The sequence below is a fragment of the Culturomica sp. genome (assembly GCF_003524185.1).
GTDB lineage: Bacteria > Bacteroidota > Bacteroidia > Bacteroidales > Marinifilaceae > Culturomica > Culturomica massiliensis.
Genome location: NZ_DOED01000041.1, coordinates 53,183 through 73,205, shown reverse-complemented (window position 1 = coordinate 73,205; position 20,023 = coordinate 53,183). Strand labels below are relative to the sequence as shown.

The following is a 20,023-nucleotide window of genomic DNA, read 5'->3' as shown; positions in this document are numbered from 1 at the left end:
CTTACTGATGACGGGGAGTCCAGTTTATTTCTCTGACTCCCCGGTCATTTGCCACCTTACGCGACAATACGAACAAATAATCGGAAAGCCGGTTGATATATTTTATCACCGCATCGTCTACCTCAAATTCCCGGTTCATATCGAGAATCCGCCTTTCCACCCGACGGCAAACCGTGCGGGCAATGTGACAAAAGGAAACGGCCTGATCTCCGCCCGGTAAGACAAAACTTTTCAAAGGCGGTAATTGCGCATCCATCCTGTCCATAGCCTTTTCCAACACAGAGATATCCTCTTCTGTCACCCCCAGACGAATCTTCAAGCCTTCGACACTGGTATCTGTAGCCAGATTACCACCGACATCGAACAATATGGTCTGAATCGTCACCAATTCGGATAGTTCCTGTTCTTCCAACGGAAAAGAACGGATCATTCCGATATACGTATTCAGCTCATCTACGCTACCATAGGCTTCAAGCCGTGCACTATTTTTAGGTACCCGTGTACCTCCGATCAGGGACGTCATCCCTTTATCGCCTGTTTTGGTATATATTTTCATCTTTAATTTTATAAAAGTATTTTACGTTTGGTTTATCCTACACAAGTTGTAACGAACAAATGTCCCGCATTGTTTTTTGTTTGCTCCATGTTTTCGCTGAACCGACACATCCCTTTCAAACCCCTGTCTCTATATGATCAAATTATACCGTCCCTTTTGCAGCTTCTCATCAAAAAACAGTAATCCGTACCACATCATATCCACCGATACCGTCGCTTTTCCTCTCCATTGCTGCCATAAGCGGGCATTAAAACTGTTCTTGTATATATCTGTTATTACGATACACTTTTGCCGGACCGTAGCTGTCGGCAGAAAATCGATCACCACATCCTGTAACACGGTCCGGGCATCCTTACCGATATAAATAAAACCGGCCTCCCGCATAAAACGGGGTTGATTGGCCTCCTTCCGGGCTGCACTACCGGAAAGATAAGCAAGTATATCCCCGGAATGAGCACTGAAACACAAAACATAATCCACGTTTAAGAAACAAACCAACCGGCAAATAAGGCGGTAAAGCTTCCGTTGCTTCAGCCGGATTTTCCGGTTATGCTCTGCCTCTTCCGGATAATTGAACTTTTTCTCCTTATCCCGGATTACATTCAGTATCAAATTGAACATAAAAGGAGAATGTACTCCGAATCCTCTCTTATGCCGGAACCGAACCGCATGTTTAATACGCTCTCTCAAATACGAATACATAAAACCGAATCATTTTTCAATACAAAAAAATTGTATGAACGAAAATAAGATATATTCCGCCGAAAGGGAAATAAAACACCGTTTTTTTCAGCATTCTTTTTTCCACCTCCGAAAAACATTATAACTTTGAAACTATTGTAACCAGCAGAAGAGAAACATTGGAAATATCGGGTCTGAACATAAAATACCTCTCGGGTGTCGGAGATAAAAAAGCTGCGATATTACGCGAAGAACTAGGGATTGAGAGCTACGAAGATATGTTATATCATATCCCTTACCGGTATATTGACCGTTCCCGGATCTATACGATCTCCGAATTGAATCCTCAGCTTCCTTATATACAGATCAAGGCATACATCCGTGATCTGAAACCGGTGGGGGCCGGTAAAGCCGCCCGGATGGTTGCAACAGCCTATGACGATACCGGCGAGTTGGAACTGGTATGGTTCAACGGCTTCAAATACCTGGCCAGCCAGATAGACGCCCAAAAAGAATACCTGATTTTCGGACAGCCTTCTTCCTTCAACCGGAAGCTGAACATTGTACATCCGGAAATCAATCCTTTTGAAAAAACATCCCCGTTGCTGGTCGGATTTCAAGCCGTCTATCCCACTACGGAGAAAATGAAAAAGGCTTTTCTGAATTCAAAAGCAATCGGTAAAATTCAGGAATCGATTTTCAAAAGTATCAACGGTAAAATTCCGGAAACCCTTCCGGCCTGGTTTCTCACAAAATACAAACTGATTTATCTGCACGAAGCCCTTTTCAACATTCATTTTCCGACCTCCCCGGAAATGTTGCAGAAAGCCATCTTCAGACTGAAATTCGAAGAGTTGTTCTACATACAACTCAATATTCTGAAAATGAAATACAAAAGGAAAACCGTTTTCAAAGGTTGTCCTTTTACCTCCGTCGGGGCGTATTTCAACAACTTCTACAACCGTTATCTTCCTTTCCCCCTCACCGATGCACAAAAACGGGTGATCCGGGAGATACGGCAGGACTGCGGCAGCGGTAAACAAATGAACCGCCTGTTGCAAGGGGATGTCGGTAGCGGTAAAACATTGGTCGCCGTCATGTGCATGCTTATCGCACTGGACAACCATTACCAAACTTGCCTGATGGCCCCCACAGAAATTCTGGCCAACCAACATTTCGACACCGTCAGCCAGATGTTAAAGGACCTGGGTATCACAGTAGCCTTACTGACAGGTTCAACAAAGAAAAAAGAACGGACCGAAATACTACAGCGACTGGCAGCAGGAAACCTGCAAATCATTATCGGAACTCATGCCTTACTGGAAGATGTCGTCGCTTTCAATAACGTAGGACTGGTTATCATCGACGAACAACACCGCTTCGGTGTCGCCCAAAGAGCCAAACTGTGGCATAAAAACAACATTCCGCCGCATGTGCTGGTCATGACTGCTACCCCCATTCCCCGTACACTGGCTATGACCCTATACGGGGATTTGGATGTATCGGTAATCGATGAATTACCTCCGGGACGTAAACCGATCACCACCTTACACGCTTATGAAAACAAATACAAAGAAGTATTTAAATTCATCGAACAGGAGTTACAAAAAGGCCGTCAGGCCTACATCGTATATCCCCTGATTTCCGAATCCGAAAAAATAGACTTTCATAATCTGGAAGAAGGATACGATAAGGTAAATGAATATTTTCTACCCCGAGGCTACTCCTGCAGTATGGTACACGGTAAAATGAAAGCCGTCGACAAAGACGAAGAAATGCGACGTTTTGTAAACGGCGAAACTCAGATACTGGTAGCGACAACGGTCATTGAAGTCGGAGTCAACGTACCGAATGCTTCCATTATGGTCATTGAAAGCGCCGAACGCTTCGGACTTTCCCAATTACATCAGCTAAGAGGACGTGTCGGACGGGGAGCCGAACAATCCTACTGCATTTTGATGACTTCTTATAAAATATCGAACGATTCCCGCAAAAGAATAGAAACCATGACCTCAACAAACGACGGATTCGAAATTGCCGAAGCGGATTTAAAACTCCGGGGGCCGGGAGACATCGAAGGTACACAACAAAGCGGACTTACCTGCAACCTGAAAGTAGCCAACCTGGGAAAAGACGCTCTTATCCTGAACGAAGCCTGCCGGGTTGCAGGAAGCATACTCGAAAACGATCCCGATTTAATCAAAGAAGAAAACGCCGTCTTTGCCTCCCAAATCAAACGCCTTTTCAAAACCAAAATCAACTGGCGGTTTATCAGCTAAATAAAATTGCCCTATCGTTACACAATTCATGCAACTCATAGGGCAATTCTATTAAAAAAGAAATTCCGGTTATTCGGCTCTCTGTATAATGACTCCCGGTATCCGAAAAAGATCATTAAAACAAAAAAACGAACATACTCCGTTCCAATATTTATTTTTTCCGGTAAAATTTATGCGGTTTTATCATCAGTTCCGGTTTCAGCAATTCATCCAATTCTTCTTTCGTCAACAGCTTTTCTTCCAACACCAGATCATAAACACTTCTGTTTTCTTTTAATGCCCGTTTGGCAATACGGGATGAATTTTCATACCCCAAAGTCGGATTCAAAGCCGTTACGATACCGATGCTGTTCAATACCATTTCACGGCAACGGTCAGCATTTGCCGTAATACCGTCTACACACAACACTCTCAAGCGTTCCATACCTTTTTGCAACATCTTGATCGAACCGAATAAAGCATGTACAATAATCGGTTCCATCACATTTAATTGCAACTGCCCGGCTTCTGCTGCAAAAGTAACCGTCAGATCATTACCGATAATACGATAGCATATCTGATTCACTACTTCCGGAATAACCGGATTCACTTTTCCCGGCATAATAGAAGATCCCGGCTGCATCGGCGGCAGATTAATTTCATTCAAGCCGCAACGCGGACCGCTGGACAATAAGCGCAAATCGTTACAAATCTTAGACAATTTGACGGCCATACGCTTCAATGCCGAAGAATACATGACGGTAGAACCGGTATCGGGAGTCGCTTCAATCAGATTGGAAGCCAACACGAATTCGTGTCCGCTGATAATCCGCAGATTCTTGATGCACTTCTGGGAATATTCGGGCTCGGAATTGATTCCCGTGCCGATAGCTGTAGCTCCCATATTCACCTCCAAAAACAACTTAGCCATCTGATTCAGGCGGTCGATTTCTTCTTCCAGATTAGCGGCAAAAGCCTCAAATTCCTGTCCCAAAGTCATAGGCACAGCATCCTGCAATTGAGTACGACCCATTTTCAGAATATCTTTAAACTCCTCTCCTTTCTTCCGGAAAGCCTGAATCATCAAACGCAATTCAGCTACCAATTCCTCATTCATGAAAATAAAGGCCAATTTGAAAGAAGTCGGGAACGCATCGTTCGTAGATTGTGATAAATTCACATGGTTGTTGGGATGGCAATATTGATATTCGCCTTTTTTATGCCCCAGAATTTCCAAGGCCCGGTTAGCCACCACCTCATTGATATTCATATTGGTAGACGTACCGGCACCGCCTTGTACCAGATCCACCGGAAACTGATCGTGAAAACGACCGTCAATAATCTCCTCGCAAGCCTCGGTTATGGCTTTGGCAATATCTTCCGGAAGCAATCCCAATTCCAGATTAGCTTTGGCAGCAGCCCATTTCACCATAGCCAAAGCTTTCACATAATTGGGATAATCACCGATTGTAATGCCACTGATATTTGCAAAATTCTCAATGCCTCTTAACGTCTGTATTCCGTAATACGCTTCTGCCGGAACTTCTTTTTCGCCCAGCAAATCATGCTCCATACGTGTTTTCATGATATTTTCTTTTATTAGTTTTTGTATGTTATTATTCAGTTACTTCCAAACTGTTATTTTTATTCTCTCCAAAAGAAAGATACCTTAAAAATATAACAATCTCTCCTTTGAGGACGTCAAAGTTAACAAAGAAAAACAGATTAACCCAAACTTTTCAGGAAAGAAATAGATGTTTGATTTTCACGCAATAGAAGGTTTCTCAAACGTTTACGAAGAATTAAAAAATATTTAACAAAAGGACTCCCCGCAGGAAGTCCTTTTTAACCTCATTTATTTGAAATTTTTCCGGAACATTTATTCCTCTTCCAGAGGTTTCAGGTTTTCCGGAATATGCTCCTCGTCATCTGAGAAATAAGGAAAAACATCCATAAACTGTGTATCGGCGATCGCCCCGATTTCATAAGGCACCACAAATGTGGAAAGGGCTTTTTCCAGATTTTCCAATGCTTTGTTTATATTGGCTGCCGCAATCAGATAGTACTGCGAACTCGATTTTTCTTTGCCGCTTACCTCATCGGCATCGATAATCGCTACTTTGGCCTTATACCAACGGTCGTCGTTCTCATCTTCCGATTCCACTAATTCCGTAATATTGGATTTTTTCAATCCGGTTATGTAATAATCGCCTTTGATAACCGATTCCATTTCATGCATAATCCGACTTTCTGCCTCCGTATACGACATGGCATCCAACAGATAAGCCTCGGTCACTTTTTTCTCTCTTCCGTCTTCGTTGACCTTCATATACTTCACTTTCGCTTCAAACCAATTTGCTGTCATAATTTTTTACTTTTCCACATTTAATATATATTCAACATATCTTTATCCCTGTATAAACACAGAGACTTACAAATCATTTACATAACGAGCCGGCGGGTCCACGAAAACGCCTTCATTCCCCATACAAGCAACCAACTGATACCAAAAGCCAGACAAGCCATCCCCAATATACGGACAATCACAGGAAGTCCGCTGACCGTTCCCAGGAGATCATAAGCCACCTGCACAAATACAAAATGGCACAGATAAATTCCGAATGTCAGAGAAGCCAGACGGGACAACCAGGCTGCAGAAGGCACATTGAGCTTTTGTACAATAACAAATACGGGAAATGTCATCATAAACACATTGATCCCGGAAAAATACCAGATGATCTCAAGATTTGCATAACTACCCGGAAAATATTTCTGGGTCAATACAAAGCCCAGTGACGTAACGGTATAACCGATAAGGAACATCGGTAGCGTAATGCCTAACGTACGTTTCCAACTCCATGTAAGCGGATATTTCACCAGATAGTATGCCAATACCAAATAGCCCACAAATCCGGACATATAGTAAAACATTCCGTAAATATTCCAGTCACACTCGCCCAGTAATCCCATATTACCGTAATTTCCGGTATATCCCAGCAAAGGAGCAGCCATCTTCACATACGGAAGTACCAGCGATATTCCCCAAATCCGCAGAAACAACCGGATATCCTTTTGTTTGGCATGCTCCATCCAGGTATTGAGGATCGGAATAATAAAATACAGACCGATCAACATATACAAATACCATAGCGGAGTCGTATCATAAGTAAAATTGAAAATAAAAGTATATAATTTCGTCAATGTCGCACCCATCGTAAAATTCTCCGGAGCAATAGAAGGGCTTACCGAAGATACCATGAAATTCAAATATACATAATACAAAAGCGGGAGCATCACTGACCAGAAAATAAGCGGTACGACAATCCTGCCGATACGTTTCCGGTAGAATACTCCCATTTCCAAACGCACAGGAAACAATAACACCCCACTCATCATAACAAACAAAGGCACGCAAGCCCGCACAAAGCTACCTGTAAAAGCTCCGGTCAGAAAAGAAGTACGATCGTTATCAAACTGACCGACAAAAGGATCGCAACAATGAGACAATACGACTAAAAAACAAGCAATAATACGCAACAGGTCTACCCAACCTATATTTTCTCTTTTCTGAAATTCCATCATGTCGTTTTATTATTATATAGTAACGGATAACCGTTTTTTTCATCCGGCTCTCCGTTTTCTTTTTCATAGAGCAGAGTTTGCACAAATTGTGCAAAATTCGGCGCAAAGGTAATGGATTCCCTCAAAAAACGACAAGAAACAAAAGTATTATCCTGAAAAAAATAACAACCGGTAAATTACAATCGTTTATAGATATCTTCGATAATCCGGGTGGCTTCTCCATACAATTTCTGTATTTCCACTTCGTTCAATCCGTTCTCTTCCCAAGCCGGAACGTGAGGCAGGAAAAGATAGAATATCTTATTCTCGGCTCCCTGTAACTGTTGCATATACCCGTTCCCCGTTTCATTCCAAAGTAAACGCCAATGCAGGTATTTTTGTCCGTTTCCCCGGTGAATCGGGTAAACCTTATCCTTCAAACGGGAAGCATAAAAACAAAGCGGCGCTGTCTTCATCTCATCATTATAAACAGCAAGGGAGGGCTGATTTTCTCCCATCTTCACCCATAACGGCAACACCACCGCTGTCGGAGGATAACCGAGAGCCGTCCACAAGGTCGTAAGTTCCGGATCATTTCCCGGCCTTACTCCCTGTATTACGATAGCAGCAGTCGACTCGCTACGCGGAATCATATCCTGCTCCACAAACCAACCGCTCGCCCGGTTCGGACTCTGTGCCTCGTCTTTCAAATCTATACCCAGGCGGCTGTTATAAAATGAACGGGAAGCTTCCTGCAGGATGCGTTGCGGAGTATATCCCTTCTGCTGCATTTTCAGAAAAACGGAAGTCGCATTATCAAAACGGATGTACCCCAGACCTTCGTCTTTTCGTCCCTCAAAAGAAAAATTAGTATAAATCAGATAACCGTTCGGCGCTAAAGACTCGTCATTCACATCTTTTTTAAAATAACAATCGTTCCCGGTTTCAAAGTAAGCGGCTCCGCCATAAGCATCGATCACACCGAAATTAGCCTCGACACGCATCGGTCGTTCAAGAGTATCCAGGAAATGCTCAAAATCCCGGACAGTCCTGCACACGCTCAACGCTTTACGCATCAATGCCCCCTCGTGATCCATCTCTTTTATCTCATCGTTCTTCAAATTAAAAGAAGCCGTATTCATAATACAGAAACCCGCCTCGTTACTTCCGGTCCAGACATCCCCGGAAACTCCGTCACTATTTACCAAACCCAAAAACCGATAACCGCCGTCATTGAAAAAAGCCATATGATTGAACGGCGTCTCCGTATCCCGGTGCTTCCACATCAGAGGCCGCCCGTCGGGAGTCACCTTACCCGAAATAATAACAGACGTACATGCCTCAACATCCTGCATGAAGAGACAAAAAGCAACTGTAATAAATACAATCCGTGTTTTCATAGGTTTCCTCTTATTTACAATTTTCACTCCTGCACAAAACAATACGCTAAAATAAAGGATTTTACCGATGCCCGGGCTAAATATCCGTTTATTTTTTTCAAATAAAAACAGAAATTAAAAAGATCAGGCATTAAAAATAGAAAATGTTAACGTTATTTTATCTTTTCCGAACGAAATTTATACCGAAAGTATCCTTAATACAGGAACATCCGATCGGTGATTTTACTATTTTTGTCACCAGAAAATAATCAAATGAGCAGCGGTACTATATCTATTCAGAACGAACCCGACGGATTACCGTTTCCACGCAGGATATGGGCAGTCATAGCCGCTTCGCTGGCACTGGTGATGTCGGTGCTCGATGCCAATATCGTGAATATCGTACTTCCGACTCTTTCGAGGGAGTTCGGCACAACGCCTTCCCTTACCATCTGGGTCATGAATGCCTATCAGTTAGCCATTACGATCTCCCTGTTGTCATTTTCTTCTTTAGGAGATATCTACGGTTACCGGAAAGTATTTCTTTCCGGGGTAGCGGTGTTCTGCGTAACTTCGCTCGTATGTGCACTTTCCACCTCTTTCTGGATGCTGACCATTGCCCGGGTATTGCAAGGCTTCGGAGCTGCGGCTATCACCAGTGTGAATACCGCCCAGTTACGTACGATCTATCCCCGGCAATATCTCGGCCGGGGTATGGGAATCAACGCCATGGTCGTAGCCGTGTCCGCCGTAGCCGGTCCTTCAGTAGCCAGTGCCATACTTTCGCTGGGGAGCTGGCACTGGCTGTTTGCCATCAACATACCGTTAGGACTGGCAGCACTGTGGATGGGTCTGAAATTTCTTCCCAAAAACGAACAGCGCCAAAACCGGAAATTCGACAAGATCAGTGCTATTGCCAATGCCTTCACTTTCGGATTACTGATCTATTCCATGGAAGGATTCGCCCACCATGAAAGTACCGATATGCTTTTGCTGCAACTGGCCTTGCTCGCTGTGGTCGGAACCTACTACATCCGGCGGCAATTCCGGCAGGAAGCTCCGCTTCTCCCCGTCGATTTACTGAAAATTCCGATATTTTCTCTCTCTGTGGTCACCTCCATTTGTTCTTTCACGGCACAAATGCTGGCACTGGTATCCCTGCCCTTCTTCCTCCAGAACATACTGGGACGGACAGAAGTCGCCACCGGGCTATTGCTCACTCCCTGGCCCGTCGCTACCCTGATTACGGCTCCGCTGGCAGGCTATCTGGTCGAAAAAATACATGCCGGGCTATTGGGTTGCCTCGGGATGCTGATATTCGGGAGCGGCCTATACCTGCTTTCCACGTTGACATCTCCTACCGACGGAGCGATCATTTGGCGAATGGCTGTTTGCGGAATCGGTTTCGGACTGTTCCAAACGCCCAATAACAGCACCATTATGTCGTCTGCCCCTATCAAGCGCAGCGGAGGAGCAAGCGGAATGATCGGCACAGCCCGGTTGCTGGGCCAAACATCCGGAGCAACTCTTGTCGCTTTGTTATTCAATCTGATTCCCCAGGGACAGAGTATTTCATCCTGCCTGTTGTTGGGAGCCGGATTCGCCGCCGTTGCAGCTATCGTCAGTTGTTTTCGCCTGTCACAGCAAATGCCGCTAAAGCGCAGACTTTAATTGTAAATTTTAATGCGATCTCTGACCGCCAGACAATCTTTCGTTTTAAATGCTACAATTACGGAAAAGGTCCATCTTAAAAACCCATCGTCCTCCGTTTCTAATATTGCAGACGGAAGCCGGTTCCTCCCTTGTATCCTTTTGAATAAAAATTCTAACTTTGCCGGTGCAAATCAAAATAAGAAAACATGAAAATCGTCGCTTTTAACGGAAGTCCGCGTAAAGGAGGAAACACCGAGCAATTGATCGAAGAAGTATTCAAACCCATCCGAAAAGCCGGTATAGAAACGGAACTCATACAATTAGGCGGACAGCCATTGCGGGGATGCACTTCCTGTTATGCCTGTTTTAAAACAAAAGACGGCCAATGTGCCGTTAAAACCGACAACATGAATACATACATCCGAAAAGCACAGGAAGCCGACGGGATCATCCTGGCCTCTCCGACTTACTATGGAAGCGTAAGTGCAGAAATGAAAGCTTTTATGGACCGTTTAGGCCTGACAACCATCGGACAAGGCCGTACTCTGACACACAAAGTCGGGGCAGCGGTAATCAGTGTCCGCAGAGGCGGTGCCGTAACCGTATTCGATGAACTGAACCGCTTTATGCTGGGCAGCGGTATGATTGTCCCGGGCTCGACCTACTGGAATTTCGGCATAGGAGAAATGCCCGGAGATATACACAACGATACCGAAGGCTTAAACAACATGAAAGACCTCGGTATACAAATCGCCTGGCTGATGGAAGCCGTACAGAACGCCAAAGCCCGCTATAAGAATAATGACCGTCGTAACAGTTACAGCCGCTACACCTCTACGGAAATATAATTCCGATTACCGGAAAATATTCCGCAGACTACAGGCACCCAGGAAATTTAAAATTCATCAGTTCTTTTGTTATTCCGCTCTCCTGGCGCGGATAGCGGAATATATCTGCAATCGTTTCGGTTTTTCCCTGATTATAATACCATACGGAACCGTAATTTTCCGCCCGTTCTCCCATACACTCCAATTGACGCAAATAATCGGCGACCGACTTACTTTCTGTGATATATACGCCTTCCAACCCGGCAACGACAGGACTATGAAAACGTCCGTTATCAAAGGTAAAATACAACACCCTCCGGCCATCCGGCAAAACAGCAACGGTGGTAAATGTCATACTCTTACCTATTCCCGGTAAATTCATTACATTACGATCCGTAGCTACAAAAGGAAGCCGGCAGGAGTCCAGCAACCAACCCAGATCATTCACGATATTTTCCGGAGACTGTGCAATTTTTCGAAGCATATCGGTCACTTCTGCGGTCAACTGTCCGTAAATTTTCTCTTCCTGCATTTCCTGCATAAGCCGGCAATTCGGAACGGCAAGTGCCCGGTTTTCAGCAAATCCCTTTACCGAAAAAGTATAATAGGACAGAATACCGGCCCGGTTAAGCATTCGCCTCAATGCTGCGCTATGCCCCCGTCTGGAAGTAGCAACGGTAAATACCTGCTGATTGGTAATCATCCAACCGGCCTCCTGTATCTTCCTTAAAGCTGTCAGCACTTCAAGTGTTATTTCGAGAGGCGACTCAAAATGAGTTTGAATGATAAACTGTTTAATACCGATCTGTTTTGCTTTATCCCGGAAATCCCTCAATAAAGCAACCAGCTCATCATCAATACGGTAAGGAAGATAGGCCGGCATTCGGGACCCTAAACGTACCCGTTGAATTACCGCATATTTCTGCCCCTCGGGACGATGTACGTTGGCCTCTTTTTTCCTCTGCGCCATCCCCAATATAGCATCCAGAATCTTTTTTAAAGTTACATTGGTACTCATCAAAGCATCTCCTCCGGTAACCAAAATATCCCGCAACTGCGAATCATTCTCAAAATAAGCCATCAACAGACGCAAACGATCATTCCAATCTTCACGGGGCGCCAGTTTCTCCAGATCGAAATTAAGCCTTCCTTGCTGAAAGCCATACATCCGCTGACATACGGCACATAAGCCTCCACAGGCACGCCCCTTGGAATCCGGAATGAAAATAGCCACCTCCGGATAACGACGGTGAATGCTATGATTATTGGGAAGCAACCAACCGGCCGCATTCGGTTCTCCCGGCCGCACATCGTCCTCTTTTTCCCAGGCCCGTATTTGTCCGAATTCTTTCACTAATTCTGCCGAATAAAGGATATAGCTTCGGATAGCGGCATCATCATATCCGAAAGGTCTGATACTTAACAAAGACAAATAATAAGGAGTTACAAAAAAAGGAATTCCTTTCCGCTCCGCCGTATGAAGAATACGCATTGTCTGATGAGAAAGGGTCATGCCCATAAAGTAATTCAGTTCATCGGCACTGCGAATAGCCATTGTCAACTGAAATTGATAATCAAACCACCAAGCCCGCACCTGCCTCTGTTTATCGGTCAAGCTCATTCCATCCTCAAAACGATAGCGGGAATTCATTTTCTTCCGGCCCTCTATTTTCTTTATCAGTAATTGTTGAATAAAATTCCGGTTACCGTTCCGTTCGTAAAATATATTCTTATCAATTCCGTTCGGCCAGTGATCACGTTCGTTTTCTGCTTGTACAGCAGAACGGACCATATAATTCGTTGCATGCAATTGCTCAAACAAATAATACCAATCAAGCATAAAATCAAGTTTGATTTCCGTATCTTCCTTACGCAACGTTTGCCAAAGCAACCCGACCGATTCAAATTTAATCTCATCATTTGAAGCAAAATCCCGGACAGATATCCCCTCCAGCTCCAACATCCGGTTTATACGCCGGGCAGCGGAATGCAAAGGCAATACTTTCATCGTCTGATTCTTTGTTAACGCTCTCCTACGGCTTCGGGATAACTGAAGAATATACATGCGAAGCAATCGCTTGAACTGTTCCAGTGTATCACTTCTGAGTGCCATCTGAACAATTTCGGGAAATTTATCCTTATAAACTTCCACCAAACGCGATACTGTAAAATAAAGCAGACTTTTTTTCTTCATATTCCTCCTTCTGATTTTTGGCTACAATGAAGAAACTCTCCTTCTGAAACGAGCAGATTTTCAATAACCGGATCCAATACATACAAGCAACATAATACAAGCTACCGAGAGAGATATCATTTATACGAAGATACTGATACCGTAGACCCGGGGAAATCCCCGGACACGACTCCCATGGAAGGGAAAAAGCAGAAAATCACTACAATATGCCGTGGTATTTACAAATATAAGAAAAGAATGAATCAAAAAGAAACTATTTTACATTATTCTTCCATTCCGGTCTTTTTTTACAACATATCAGTACCTTAACAACAATATCAAATCGCCGGCAAAGAGGAGTAAATCGCAAAAATAAATTTAAATCCGGATATTCTCAATCCGATCTTTTATCGTGTTTTACAAGCGAACAAAACTTCGGAATACTATTTTAAAAATCAATACACCCCATACAGAAGAATATTCCGTCCATTCAAAACATTAAATTACAGAAGAGTCCGAAACACTCTATTTTTGTTCGTGTCAAATTTTACATAATCAAAAGATTACACCAACAAATACAAATATGGCAACAAAAATATTAAGCGTGGATGATGAATCAGACCTGGAAATATTGCTTTCCCAATATTTCAGACGGCAAATCCGGAAAGGCGAATATGAATTTACGTTCGCTCACAACGGGCTGGAAGCTTTACAAAAGCTTTTGGAAACCCCGGATTTCGATATTATCCTAAGTGATATCAATATGCCGGAAATGGATGGACTCACATTATTGGCAAAGATCAATGAACTGAAAAACCCGGCTATGAAATGTATCATGGTTTCCGCTTACGGTGATATGGAAAACATTCGCTCCGCTATGAACAAAGGGGCTTTCGATTTTGCAACGAAACCGATAGATCTGGAAGATTTATCCCACACCATAGAGAAAGCCATCGAACAAGTACGCTATATCCGGGAATCCCAGCAAGAACACAGCCAACTGGAATCCATCAGAAACGATCTTGCCATTGCCGGAGAAATCCAGCAAACCATCCTTCCCCGTTTGTTTCCCCCTTTCCCGGAACTGGCAGAATATGTAGATATTTACGCATCCATGACGCCTGCCAGGGATGTCGGCGGCGATTTCTACGATTTTTTCCGGATAGACGACGAAAATATCGGCCTGGTGATTGCAGATGTATCGGGAAAAGGCGTACCTGCCGCACTGTTTATGGCCGTTAGCCGGACACTGCTCCGGGCTACCGCCTTACGGGGAGTCCCTTCATCCGAATGTCTGACGTACGCTAACAAACTGCTTTGCAAGGAAAGTCTGGACTCCATGTTTGTAACCGTTTTCTACGGAATATACAATTACAAAACCGGAATCATGGACTACACCAATGCCGGACATAACCCACCCTACATTCTGCGGCAAAACCACCATATCGAAACGTTACCGCTCACACCCAACTTCATCGTCGGAGTCTTCGACGATATCTCGTTCGAAAACGGTATGCTGAAACTGGAAACAGGCGATACGCTGCTCATGTATACAGACGGGGTAACGGAGGCCTTCAACGAAGAACGGGAGCAGTTTTCCGAAAACAGACTGCAAAATGCACTGAAGACCCTGCCGGAAAATCCCCAAACGAAGGATGTCGTCACAGAAATCCTCCGGCAAGTAAAAAATTTTTCAGGCAACTATCCCCAATCGGACGATATTACCTTGCTTTCTCTCCAACGGACGGAATAATAATATCAATTTAATATGAACAACATGAAAAATCAAAAAATTCATCAAGTCGGGCCGGTCTTAGACTCGATGACCAGTAATGACGAACAAACAGCTATTGTCGCATTGATAGAAAAAGGACATTCCATCGCCTTGGACTTATCCCATTGCACCTACGTATCCAGTGCCGGACTACGTGTTATGCTTTATGCTTATAAAATGGCAAAAGCCAAAGGTCAGGAAATCTGTCTCGCAGGAGTGTCCCAAGAAATAAAAGATGTCATGCGAATGACCGGTTTTGACAAATTTTTCCATTTCTATGGAAGTATTGACGAATTATCGAAATTTTAAAATCAACTGAACGATGACCGAACTTCAGTTTCACCCGATTCATGGAAGGCTCGAAGAAATTCTGACCTCATTGATGCATACCCGTGAAGTTGCGGCCCATCCTTCACTGGCCTATACAATCCGGTTAGTCAGTGAAGAAATTATCGCCAATATCATCAAGTATGCCTATTCTCAGGATTCGGAAGCTTATCTATCCCTGTATCTCTGTGATGACAACGGAGCCATCTCCATAGAATTCAGGGACGGCGGCATCCCTTTCAATCCGCTGGACAAAGCCGAACCGGATATTTCCCTACCTCCGGAACAACGGGAAATCGGAGGCTTAGGTATTTTTCTGGTGCGGGAAATGATGGATGATGTAACTTACATCTATCAGGACAGAGAAAACCGGTTGAAAATTACCAAAAAATATGCATAACCGACATTCAATTATGACAAAATCAAGTGTAAATAAATTCCGTTGGATTTCGGTTTCGTTTTGTATACTCCTGGTAGCCTGTTTCGTCTTATTCCAGACATACCGGCAATCGGAACGGGATATAAAACGGTTCATCCATGAATTGGAGGAACTGCGGAACAAAGAAAAACAATCCCAACTGATACAGCGTGTCAGTAAACAAATGGAAGAAATAGCCTATCAACAAAAGGAGATTTCTGAAAAGAGAAGGCAAGAAGCCGTCATACAAACCCATAAAGCCAACCGAATGCAGCTTCAAGCGGAAACGGAACGCGAAAAAGCACTGACGGCCCAAATAGAAACAGAAAAAGCTTACCGGTTAGCAGACAAACAGAAAAAATTAGCAATAGAGAAACAACAACAGGCTGAACACTCCAAAAAAATTGCCGACACCCTGGCTTTTCTGGCTTTGGGACGTTCTTTGGGATCGCTGTCCGGTACGCAATACCTATCCGGCAATAAGGAACTGGCTGCATTACTGGCCTATGCCGCCTGGAAATTTACACGAAAATATGACGGAGATATTTACCAACCGGCTATTTTCAACGCTTTATCCCGATCCTGTAAACAAAACCTTTTGTGGGCCGAACATAAGGAAGCCATTACAGAAATACTCCCGATAGGTCAGCCGCCAAGAGATACAGAATCGGGGAACGACTCTTTGAAGGGTATCCTCACCCTCAGCAAATATGGAGAAATCGCACATTGGGACTATAACAGCAACCGGATATCCTCCGTAAAATTCCTGATTGCCGACCCAAATTACGATTTCCGTTCAGCACAAATACACTCCTCTTTATCGGTCTATGCCCTGTCATTTAACGGGTATATCGTCTCGGTTACAACCCCTCCCAAGGTATATCCTTTACCTGTGGGGCAATACAAGAAATTAATTTACCCGGATTCCGGACAATTCATAATCGTTGCAGCCGACAAGCTGTATTCTTTCAATTGCACAACCCAGAATATACAAACATGTTATACTCCGGATTGTTCCATTTCTTATGCCGGAAAATCCGGAAACCGCCTTTATGTTTTCTTAAACGACGGAAAGATTGCGATATGCTCACCGGACGGAAACTTTATAAAATATACTTCATTCCGCTTGGAAGGATATACCGTTACCGCCTTCTGTCCCCTACCCGGCGGAGCATTCGTTGCCGGTTGCCGGAACGGTATTATTCTCCTCTGTGACAAAGAAGGAGCTATCATCCGGAAACTTATCGGCCACCAAGCCACCGTCACCGCTATTTGCCGGCAAGAAGACAAACTCTTCTCAGGCAGTTATGACAACACACTACGCTTGTGGAATCTTCAGAACGAAAAAATCGAATCTGCCGTCATCCAAACCAATCCGAACTGGATCTGTTCCCTTTATTTATGCCCGGACGGGAAATACATTTTCATGGGAGACGAAAAAGGCATACTGCAAAAAATCCCCATTTCCCCCGATCACATGGCTGCTGCTATCAGACAAGAACTACAAAGGGATTTTACCCGCGAAGAGTGGGACTATTACATCGGCAACCAGATACCATTTGAATCTTACAGCCTAAAGACATCCTTCCCATGAAAAAGACAATCTTACTGCTGATATTGTTCCATACCATCCATGCCCGTGCCTATGAAGGCGTTCCGTTCTTCACGAACTATCCGTCCTCGGTCTACCGGGCCAACAATCAAAACTTCGATGTCCTTTGCGACAGTTGCGGAAATGTGTATATCGCAAACTTCGAAGGGATACTTCATTACGATTACTGCCGCTGGAACATTCTTTATATGCCCGGATTTTCACGGGTCACCCATCTGTACCGCAGCAGTCAGGGCACGATATGGGCGGGAGGATACAACGTATTCGGACGAATCAACTACGATAAACGCGGATGTCCCGTATTCAAAGTCATCGCCTCCGATCTTGACGAACCGTTTATCGGGGAATTGGAAAATATCACAGAAACCGAAGGACATATCTATTTGAAAATGACATCGGGACAAATCTATACCGTTCAAGCAGACTCTCTGCTTCCTTTAATCTGTCACCCCTCCGAAAAATCGAATAAAAACGTCCCGAAAAATCCTGAAATAAACCAAATTCTTTCCCTGCCCAACAAATGGCAGGTACAAGCCACTGTAAATCATGGTCTGGTTGTCACCGACCTGACGGGGCAACCCCTTTTTTCGTTAAACGAAAAAAACGGTTTATGCAGCAATACCGTTTCCCGCATAGCCACCGATATGCAGGGTAACCTTTGGGGAATCACCGATAACGGAGTATTCCGAGTGTCTCTCCCCTCTGTTTTCAGTCATTACACCCCCCATGAAGGCCTAAAGGGAGAAGTCATATCCCTCGTCAGGTATAAAGGCACACTATACGCCGGAACCCTACAAGGACTTTATTTCCTGGAAAACAATACATTCAGTCCTGTAAAAGGGATTACTCAAGCCTGCTGGGAGCTTTGCATATCACCACAAGAAAAATTGTATGCAGCTACCAGTGACGGCGTATTTCTCATCCGTGATCCGAATAAAATCCACAAAACATCCCAAGCCAGTGCTTTCTCACTTGCATTTACCGGAAACACGCAATTCCTGATAGGCAGTATCGATGGAATCTACTGGCAAAATTCAATAAACCACCCCGCAAAAAAAATTTCCCAAGTGGAAAAAGCCATTCGTCTGAAAGTACAAAACGACGGTTCAATACTGGCAAAAACAATCTACGGTGAAATCTATGTGCATAGCAACAAAACGTCTTCCTTCGTCCGTCTGCCACGTAAAGCCGATGAGATAATGACGGCCTATACAGACCGAAGCGGCCGCCACTGGCGAACAGATATAAGAGGTAAAAAACTACAGGTAGATTCAGCTTCAATAGGAAACAACCGGTTAAACCGCTATTTAAAAGCCCTTCAAAATCATGTTATCCGGGTTATTTATACCGAAGACGAACGGGCGGCATGGCTGGGGGGTGATTTCGGATTGATCCGTATCGATTTACACGAAATCAAATCCCACGCTTTGGAAAAACCGTCTGTATTTATCCGCGAAATTCGTCTGAATCAAGACTCGGTATACAGAGGAGGATTCTTTCAGGAATATGTTCAAAAAAACAACCGTATGTCCGAAGAAATTCCCCGCTTTGAAAACCGTTTCCACAACATCCGCTTCTCATTTGCAACCCATGCCGCCGGTCTGGGCGAACCCAACCAATACAGATACCAATTGAACGGATATGACACCGAATGGAGTTTATGGAACAGTTTGACCGCAAAAGAATACACGAACCTATCGCCAGGCACTTACACATTCCGGGTACAAGCCCGAGATATGTACGGCAACGAAAGTGAAACAAAAGAATTCCGGTTTACTTTACTCCCCCCGCTTTATCTGAAATGGTACAGTCTGCTTTTCTACCTGTTGGCTTTGGCCGGCCTGTTATTTCTAGTATTCAAATGGAGGATGCATAAATTATTGAAAGAAAAAGAGAAATTGGAAAATATCGTCAATCAACGTACCCTTCTATTGATGAAACAAAAAGACGAAATAGAAGAGAAATCCATGAAACTGGAAGAAACACTGACAGAACTGGGAAAAGCTCAGGAAGGACTGGTACGCCAGGAAAAAATGGCAACGGTCGGAAAGCTGACGAAAGGATTGATAGACCGTATCCTGAATCCGCTGAATTATATCAATAACTTTTCCCACCTGACAGCCGGCTTATTGCAGGACCTCTATAAAAATCTGGAAGATATGGGAGAATACCCGAAAGAAGATATTTACGCAGATTCTCTGGATATCCTGAACATGATGGAAAAAAACCTGGGAAAAATAGAAGAGCACGGAAGCAACACCACCCGTATCCTGAAAGCGATGGAAGAGATTCTGAAAGACCGCAACAAACAGATGGAAAAAATGGATTTGGTTGCCTTATACCGGAAAAATATAGAATTACTAGGTAAATATTATGAAAAAGAAACCGAACGGATACCTATTTCAATCGATATCCGCTTACCCGGAGAACCGCTATTCATCGACGGGAATGCCGAACTACTGAGTAAAACGCTGATGAGCCTATTGAACAACGGTATGTATGCCATCATAAAAAAATACAATAAAAAAGAGTATTCTCCGGAAATCCGCCTGGAATTGAAAAGCGAAAACGGACAGGCCGTCACCCGAATATATGACACCGGTATCGGCATCGAACCAAGCATTCTGGACAAAATTTTCGATCCTTTCTTTACGACAAAAACAACCGGAGAAGCAGCAGGGACCGGACTATATCTCAGCAAAGAAATCATACTAAACCACCGCGGACAAATATCGGTACGTTCGGAAAAAAACGAATACACCGAATTCACAATCACACTGCCTCTTCGAAAAGAACAATAAGAA

The 20,023-nt window shown here is 44.0% G+C and carries 15 protein-coding genes; 8 read left to right on the top strand and 7 right to left on the bottom strand.

Going from position 1 to position 20,023, the window contains the following annotated elements; translation table 11 throughout:
• Position 1 precedes the first annotated feature (1 nt).
• Positions 2–556 (bottom strand): cob(I)yrinic acid a,c-diamide adenosyltransferase, encoded by a 555-nt coding sequence (locus DD657_RS13910; protein ID WP_021987366.1) that lies wholly within the window; start codon positions 554–556, stop codon positions 2–4.
• A 129-nt stretch (positions 557–685) separates the two neighbouring features.
• Positions 686–1,258 (bottom strand): hypothetical protein, encoded by a 573-nt coding sequence (locus DD657_RS13905; protein WP_021987367.1) that lies wholly within the window; start codon positions 1,256–1,258, stop codon positions 686–688.
• Positions 1,259–1,416: 158 nt separating this feature from the next.
• Between DD657_RS13905 and recG the strand changes: the two genes are divergently transcribed.
• The gene (gene recG, locus DD657_RS13900; protein ID WP_021987368.1) at positions 1,417–3,516 is read left to right on the top strand and encodes an ATP-dependent DNA helicase RecG; all 2,100 of its coding nucleotides are present in this window, start codon (positions 1,417–1,419) and stop codon (positions 3,514–3,516) included.
• A 151-nt stretch (positions 3,517–3,667) separates the two neighbouring features.
• Here the strand turns inward: recG and aspA are convergent, their stop codons facing one another.
• From aspA to DD657_RS13880, 4 genes are all read right to left on the bottom strand, one after another.
• Positions 3,668–5,080 carry an aspartate ammonia-lyase gene (aspA, locus tag DD657_RS13895; protein WP_021987369.1) on the bottom strand — a complete coding sequence of 471 codons (1,413 nt, stop codon included), beginning with the start codon at positions 5,078–5,080 and terminating at the stop codon, positions 3,668–3,670.
• Between the two features lie 294 nt (positions 5,081–5,374).
• A complete protein-coding gene (locus tag DD657_RS13890; protein WP_021987370.1) occupies positions 5,375–5,860 on the bottom strand; it encodes a DUF4494 domain-containing protein in 486 nt (161 codons plus the stop codon).
• 77 nt (positions 5,861–5,937) lie between these two features.
• A complete protein-coding gene (locus DD657_RS13885) occupies positions 5,938–7,074 on the bottom strand; it encodes an acyltransferase (RefSeq protein ID WP_287050509.1) in 1,137 nt (378 codons plus the stop codon).
• A 179-nt stretch (positions 7,075–7,253) separates the two neighbouring features.
• Positions 7,254–8,456: a hypothetical protein gene (locus DD657_RS13880; protein WP_287050487.1), complete on the bottom strand. Its 1,203-nt coding sequence runs from the start codon at positions 8,454–8,456 to the stop codon at positions 7,254–7,256.
• A 252-nt stretch (positions 8,457–8,708) separates the two neighbouring features.
• Here DD657_RS13880 and DD657_RS13875 point away from each other — a divergent pair, with 252 nt between their 5' ends.
• Together DD657_RS13875 and DD657_RS13870 are read left to right on the top strand one after the other, a co-directional pair.
• Positions 8,709–10,106 (top strand): MFS transporter, encoded by a 1,398-nt coding sequence (locus tag DD657_RS13875; RefSeq protein WP_021987373.1) that lies wholly within the window; start codon positions 8,709–8,711, stop codon positions 10,104–10,106.
• A gap of 188 nt (positions 10,107–10,294) precedes the next feature.
• Positions 10,295–10,936 carry a flavodoxin family protein gene (locus DD657_RS13870; protein WP_021987374.1) on the top strand — a complete coding sequence of 214 codons (642 nt, stop codon included), beginning with the start codon at positions 10,295–10,297 and terminating at the stop codon, positions 10,934–10,936.
• 28 nt (positions 10,937–10,964) lie between these two features.
• On the opposite strand, the gene DD657_RS13865 is transcribed toward DD657_RS13870, so the two are convergent.
• Positions 10,965–13,109 carry a KamA family radical SAM protein gene (locus DD657_RS13865; RefSeq protein WP_287050483.1) on the bottom strand — a complete coding sequence of 715 codons (2,145 nt, stop codon included), beginning with the start codon at positions 13,107–13,109 and terminating at the stop codon, positions 10,965–10,967.
• Positions 13,110–13,671: 562 nt separating this feature from the next.
• On the opposite strand from DD657_RS13865, the gene DD657_RS13860 reads away from it, so the two are divergent.
• From DD657_RS13860 to DD657_RS13840, 5 genes are read left to right on the top strand one after another with little or no spacing between them, the layout of a single operon-like run.
• Positions 13,672–14,841 carry a PP2C family protein-serine/threonine phosphatase gene (locus DD657_RS13860; protein ID WP_021986917.1) on the top strand — a complete coding sequence of 390 codons (1,170 nt, stop codon included), beginning with the start codon at positions 13,672–13,674 and terminating at the stop codon, positions 14,839–14,841.
• A 24-nt stretch (positions 14,842–14,865) separates the two neighbouring features.
• Positions 14,866–15,171 (top strand): STAS domain-containing protein, encoded by a 306-nt coding sequence (locus DD657_RS13855; RefSeq protein ID WP_068692055.1) that lies wholly within the window; start codon positions 14,866–14,868, stop codon positions 15,169–15,171.
• A 13-nt stretch (positions 15,172–15,184) separates the two neighbouring features.
• Complete coding sequence (locus DD657_RS13850; protein ID WP_287050478.1) at positions 15,185–15,589, top strand: ATP-binding protein; 405 nt, start codon at positions 15,185–15,187, stop codon at positions 15,587–15,589.
• Between the two features lie 13 nt (positions 15,590–15,602).
• Positions 15,603–17,201 (top strand): hypothetical protein, encoded by a 1,599-nt coding sequence (locus DD657_RS13845; protein WP_287050476.1) that lies wholly within the window; start codon positions 15,603–15,605, stop codon positions 17,199–17,201.
• Positions 17,198–20,020 carry an ATP-binding protein gene (locus DD657_RS13840; RefSeq protein ID WP_287050474.1) on the top strand — a complete coding sequence of 941 codons (2,823 nt, stop codon included), beginning with the start codon at positions 17,198–17,200 and terminating at the stop codon, positions 20,018–20,020. Before DD657_RS13845 ends, DD657_RS13840 begins: the two co-directional genes overlap by 4 nt.
• Positions 20,021–20,023 lie beyond the last annotated feature (3 nt).

Excerpts from the sequence above, each read along its gene's own strand:
- aspA (WP_021987369.1), bottom strand. The coding sequence starts at position 5,080 with ATGAAAACACGTATGGAGCATGATTTGCTGGGCGAAAAAGAAGTTCCG.
- DD657_RS13845 (WP_287050476.1), top strand. The coding sequence starts at position 15,603 with ATGACAAAATCAAGTGTAAATAAATTCCGTTGGATTTCGGTTTCGTTT.
- DD657_RS13850 (WP_287050478.1), top strand. The coding sequence starts at position 15,185 with ATGACCGAACTTCAGTTTCACCCGATTCATGGAAGGCTCGAAGAAATT.
- DD657_RS13840 (WP_287050474.1), top strand. The coding sequence starts at position 17,198 with ATGAAAAAGACAATCTTACTGCTGATATTGTTCCATACCATCCATGCC.
- DD657_RS13860 (WP_021986917.1), top strand. The coding sequence starts at position 13,672 with ATGGCAACAAAAATATTAAGCGTGGATGATGAATCAGACCTGGAAATA.
- DD657_RS13865 (WP_287050483.1), bottom strand. The coding sequence starts at position 13,109 with ATGAAGAAAAAAAGTCTGCTTTATTTTACAGTATCGCGTTTGGTGGAA.
- DD657_RS13880 (WP_287050487.1), bottom strand. The coding sequence starts at position 8,456 with ATGAAAACACGGATTGTATTTATTACAGTTGCTTTTTGTCTCTTCATG.
- DD657_RS13910 (WP_021987366.1), bottom strand. The coding sequence starts at position 556 with ATGAAAATATATACCAAAACAGGCGATAAAGGGATGACGTCCCTGATC.
- DD657_RS13890 (WP_021987370.1), bottom strand. The coding sequence starts at position 5,860 with ATGACAGCAAATTGGTTTGAAGCGAAAGTGAAGTATATGAAGGTCAAC.
- DD657_RS13905 (WP_021987367.1), bottom strand. The coding sequence starts at position 1,258 with ATGTATTCGTATTTGAGAGAGCGTATTAAACATGCGGTTCGGTTCCGG.
- DD657_RS13875 (WP_021987373.1), top strand. The coding sequence starts at position 8,709 with ATGAGCAGCGGTACTATATCTATTCAGAACGAACCCGACGGATTACCG.
- DD657_RS13885 (WP_287050509.1), bottom strand. The coding sequence starts at position 7,074 with ATGGAATTTCAGAAAAGAGAAAATATAGGTTGGGTAGACCTGTTGCGT.
- DD657_RS13855 (WP_068692055.1), top strand. The coding sequence starts at position 14,866 with ATGAAAAATCAAAAAATTCATCAAGTCGGGCCGGTCTTAGACTCGATG.
- DD657_RS13870 (WP_021987374.1), top strand. The coding sequence starts at position 10,295 with ATGAAAATCGTCGCTTTTAACGGAAGTCCGCGTAAAGGAGGAAACACC.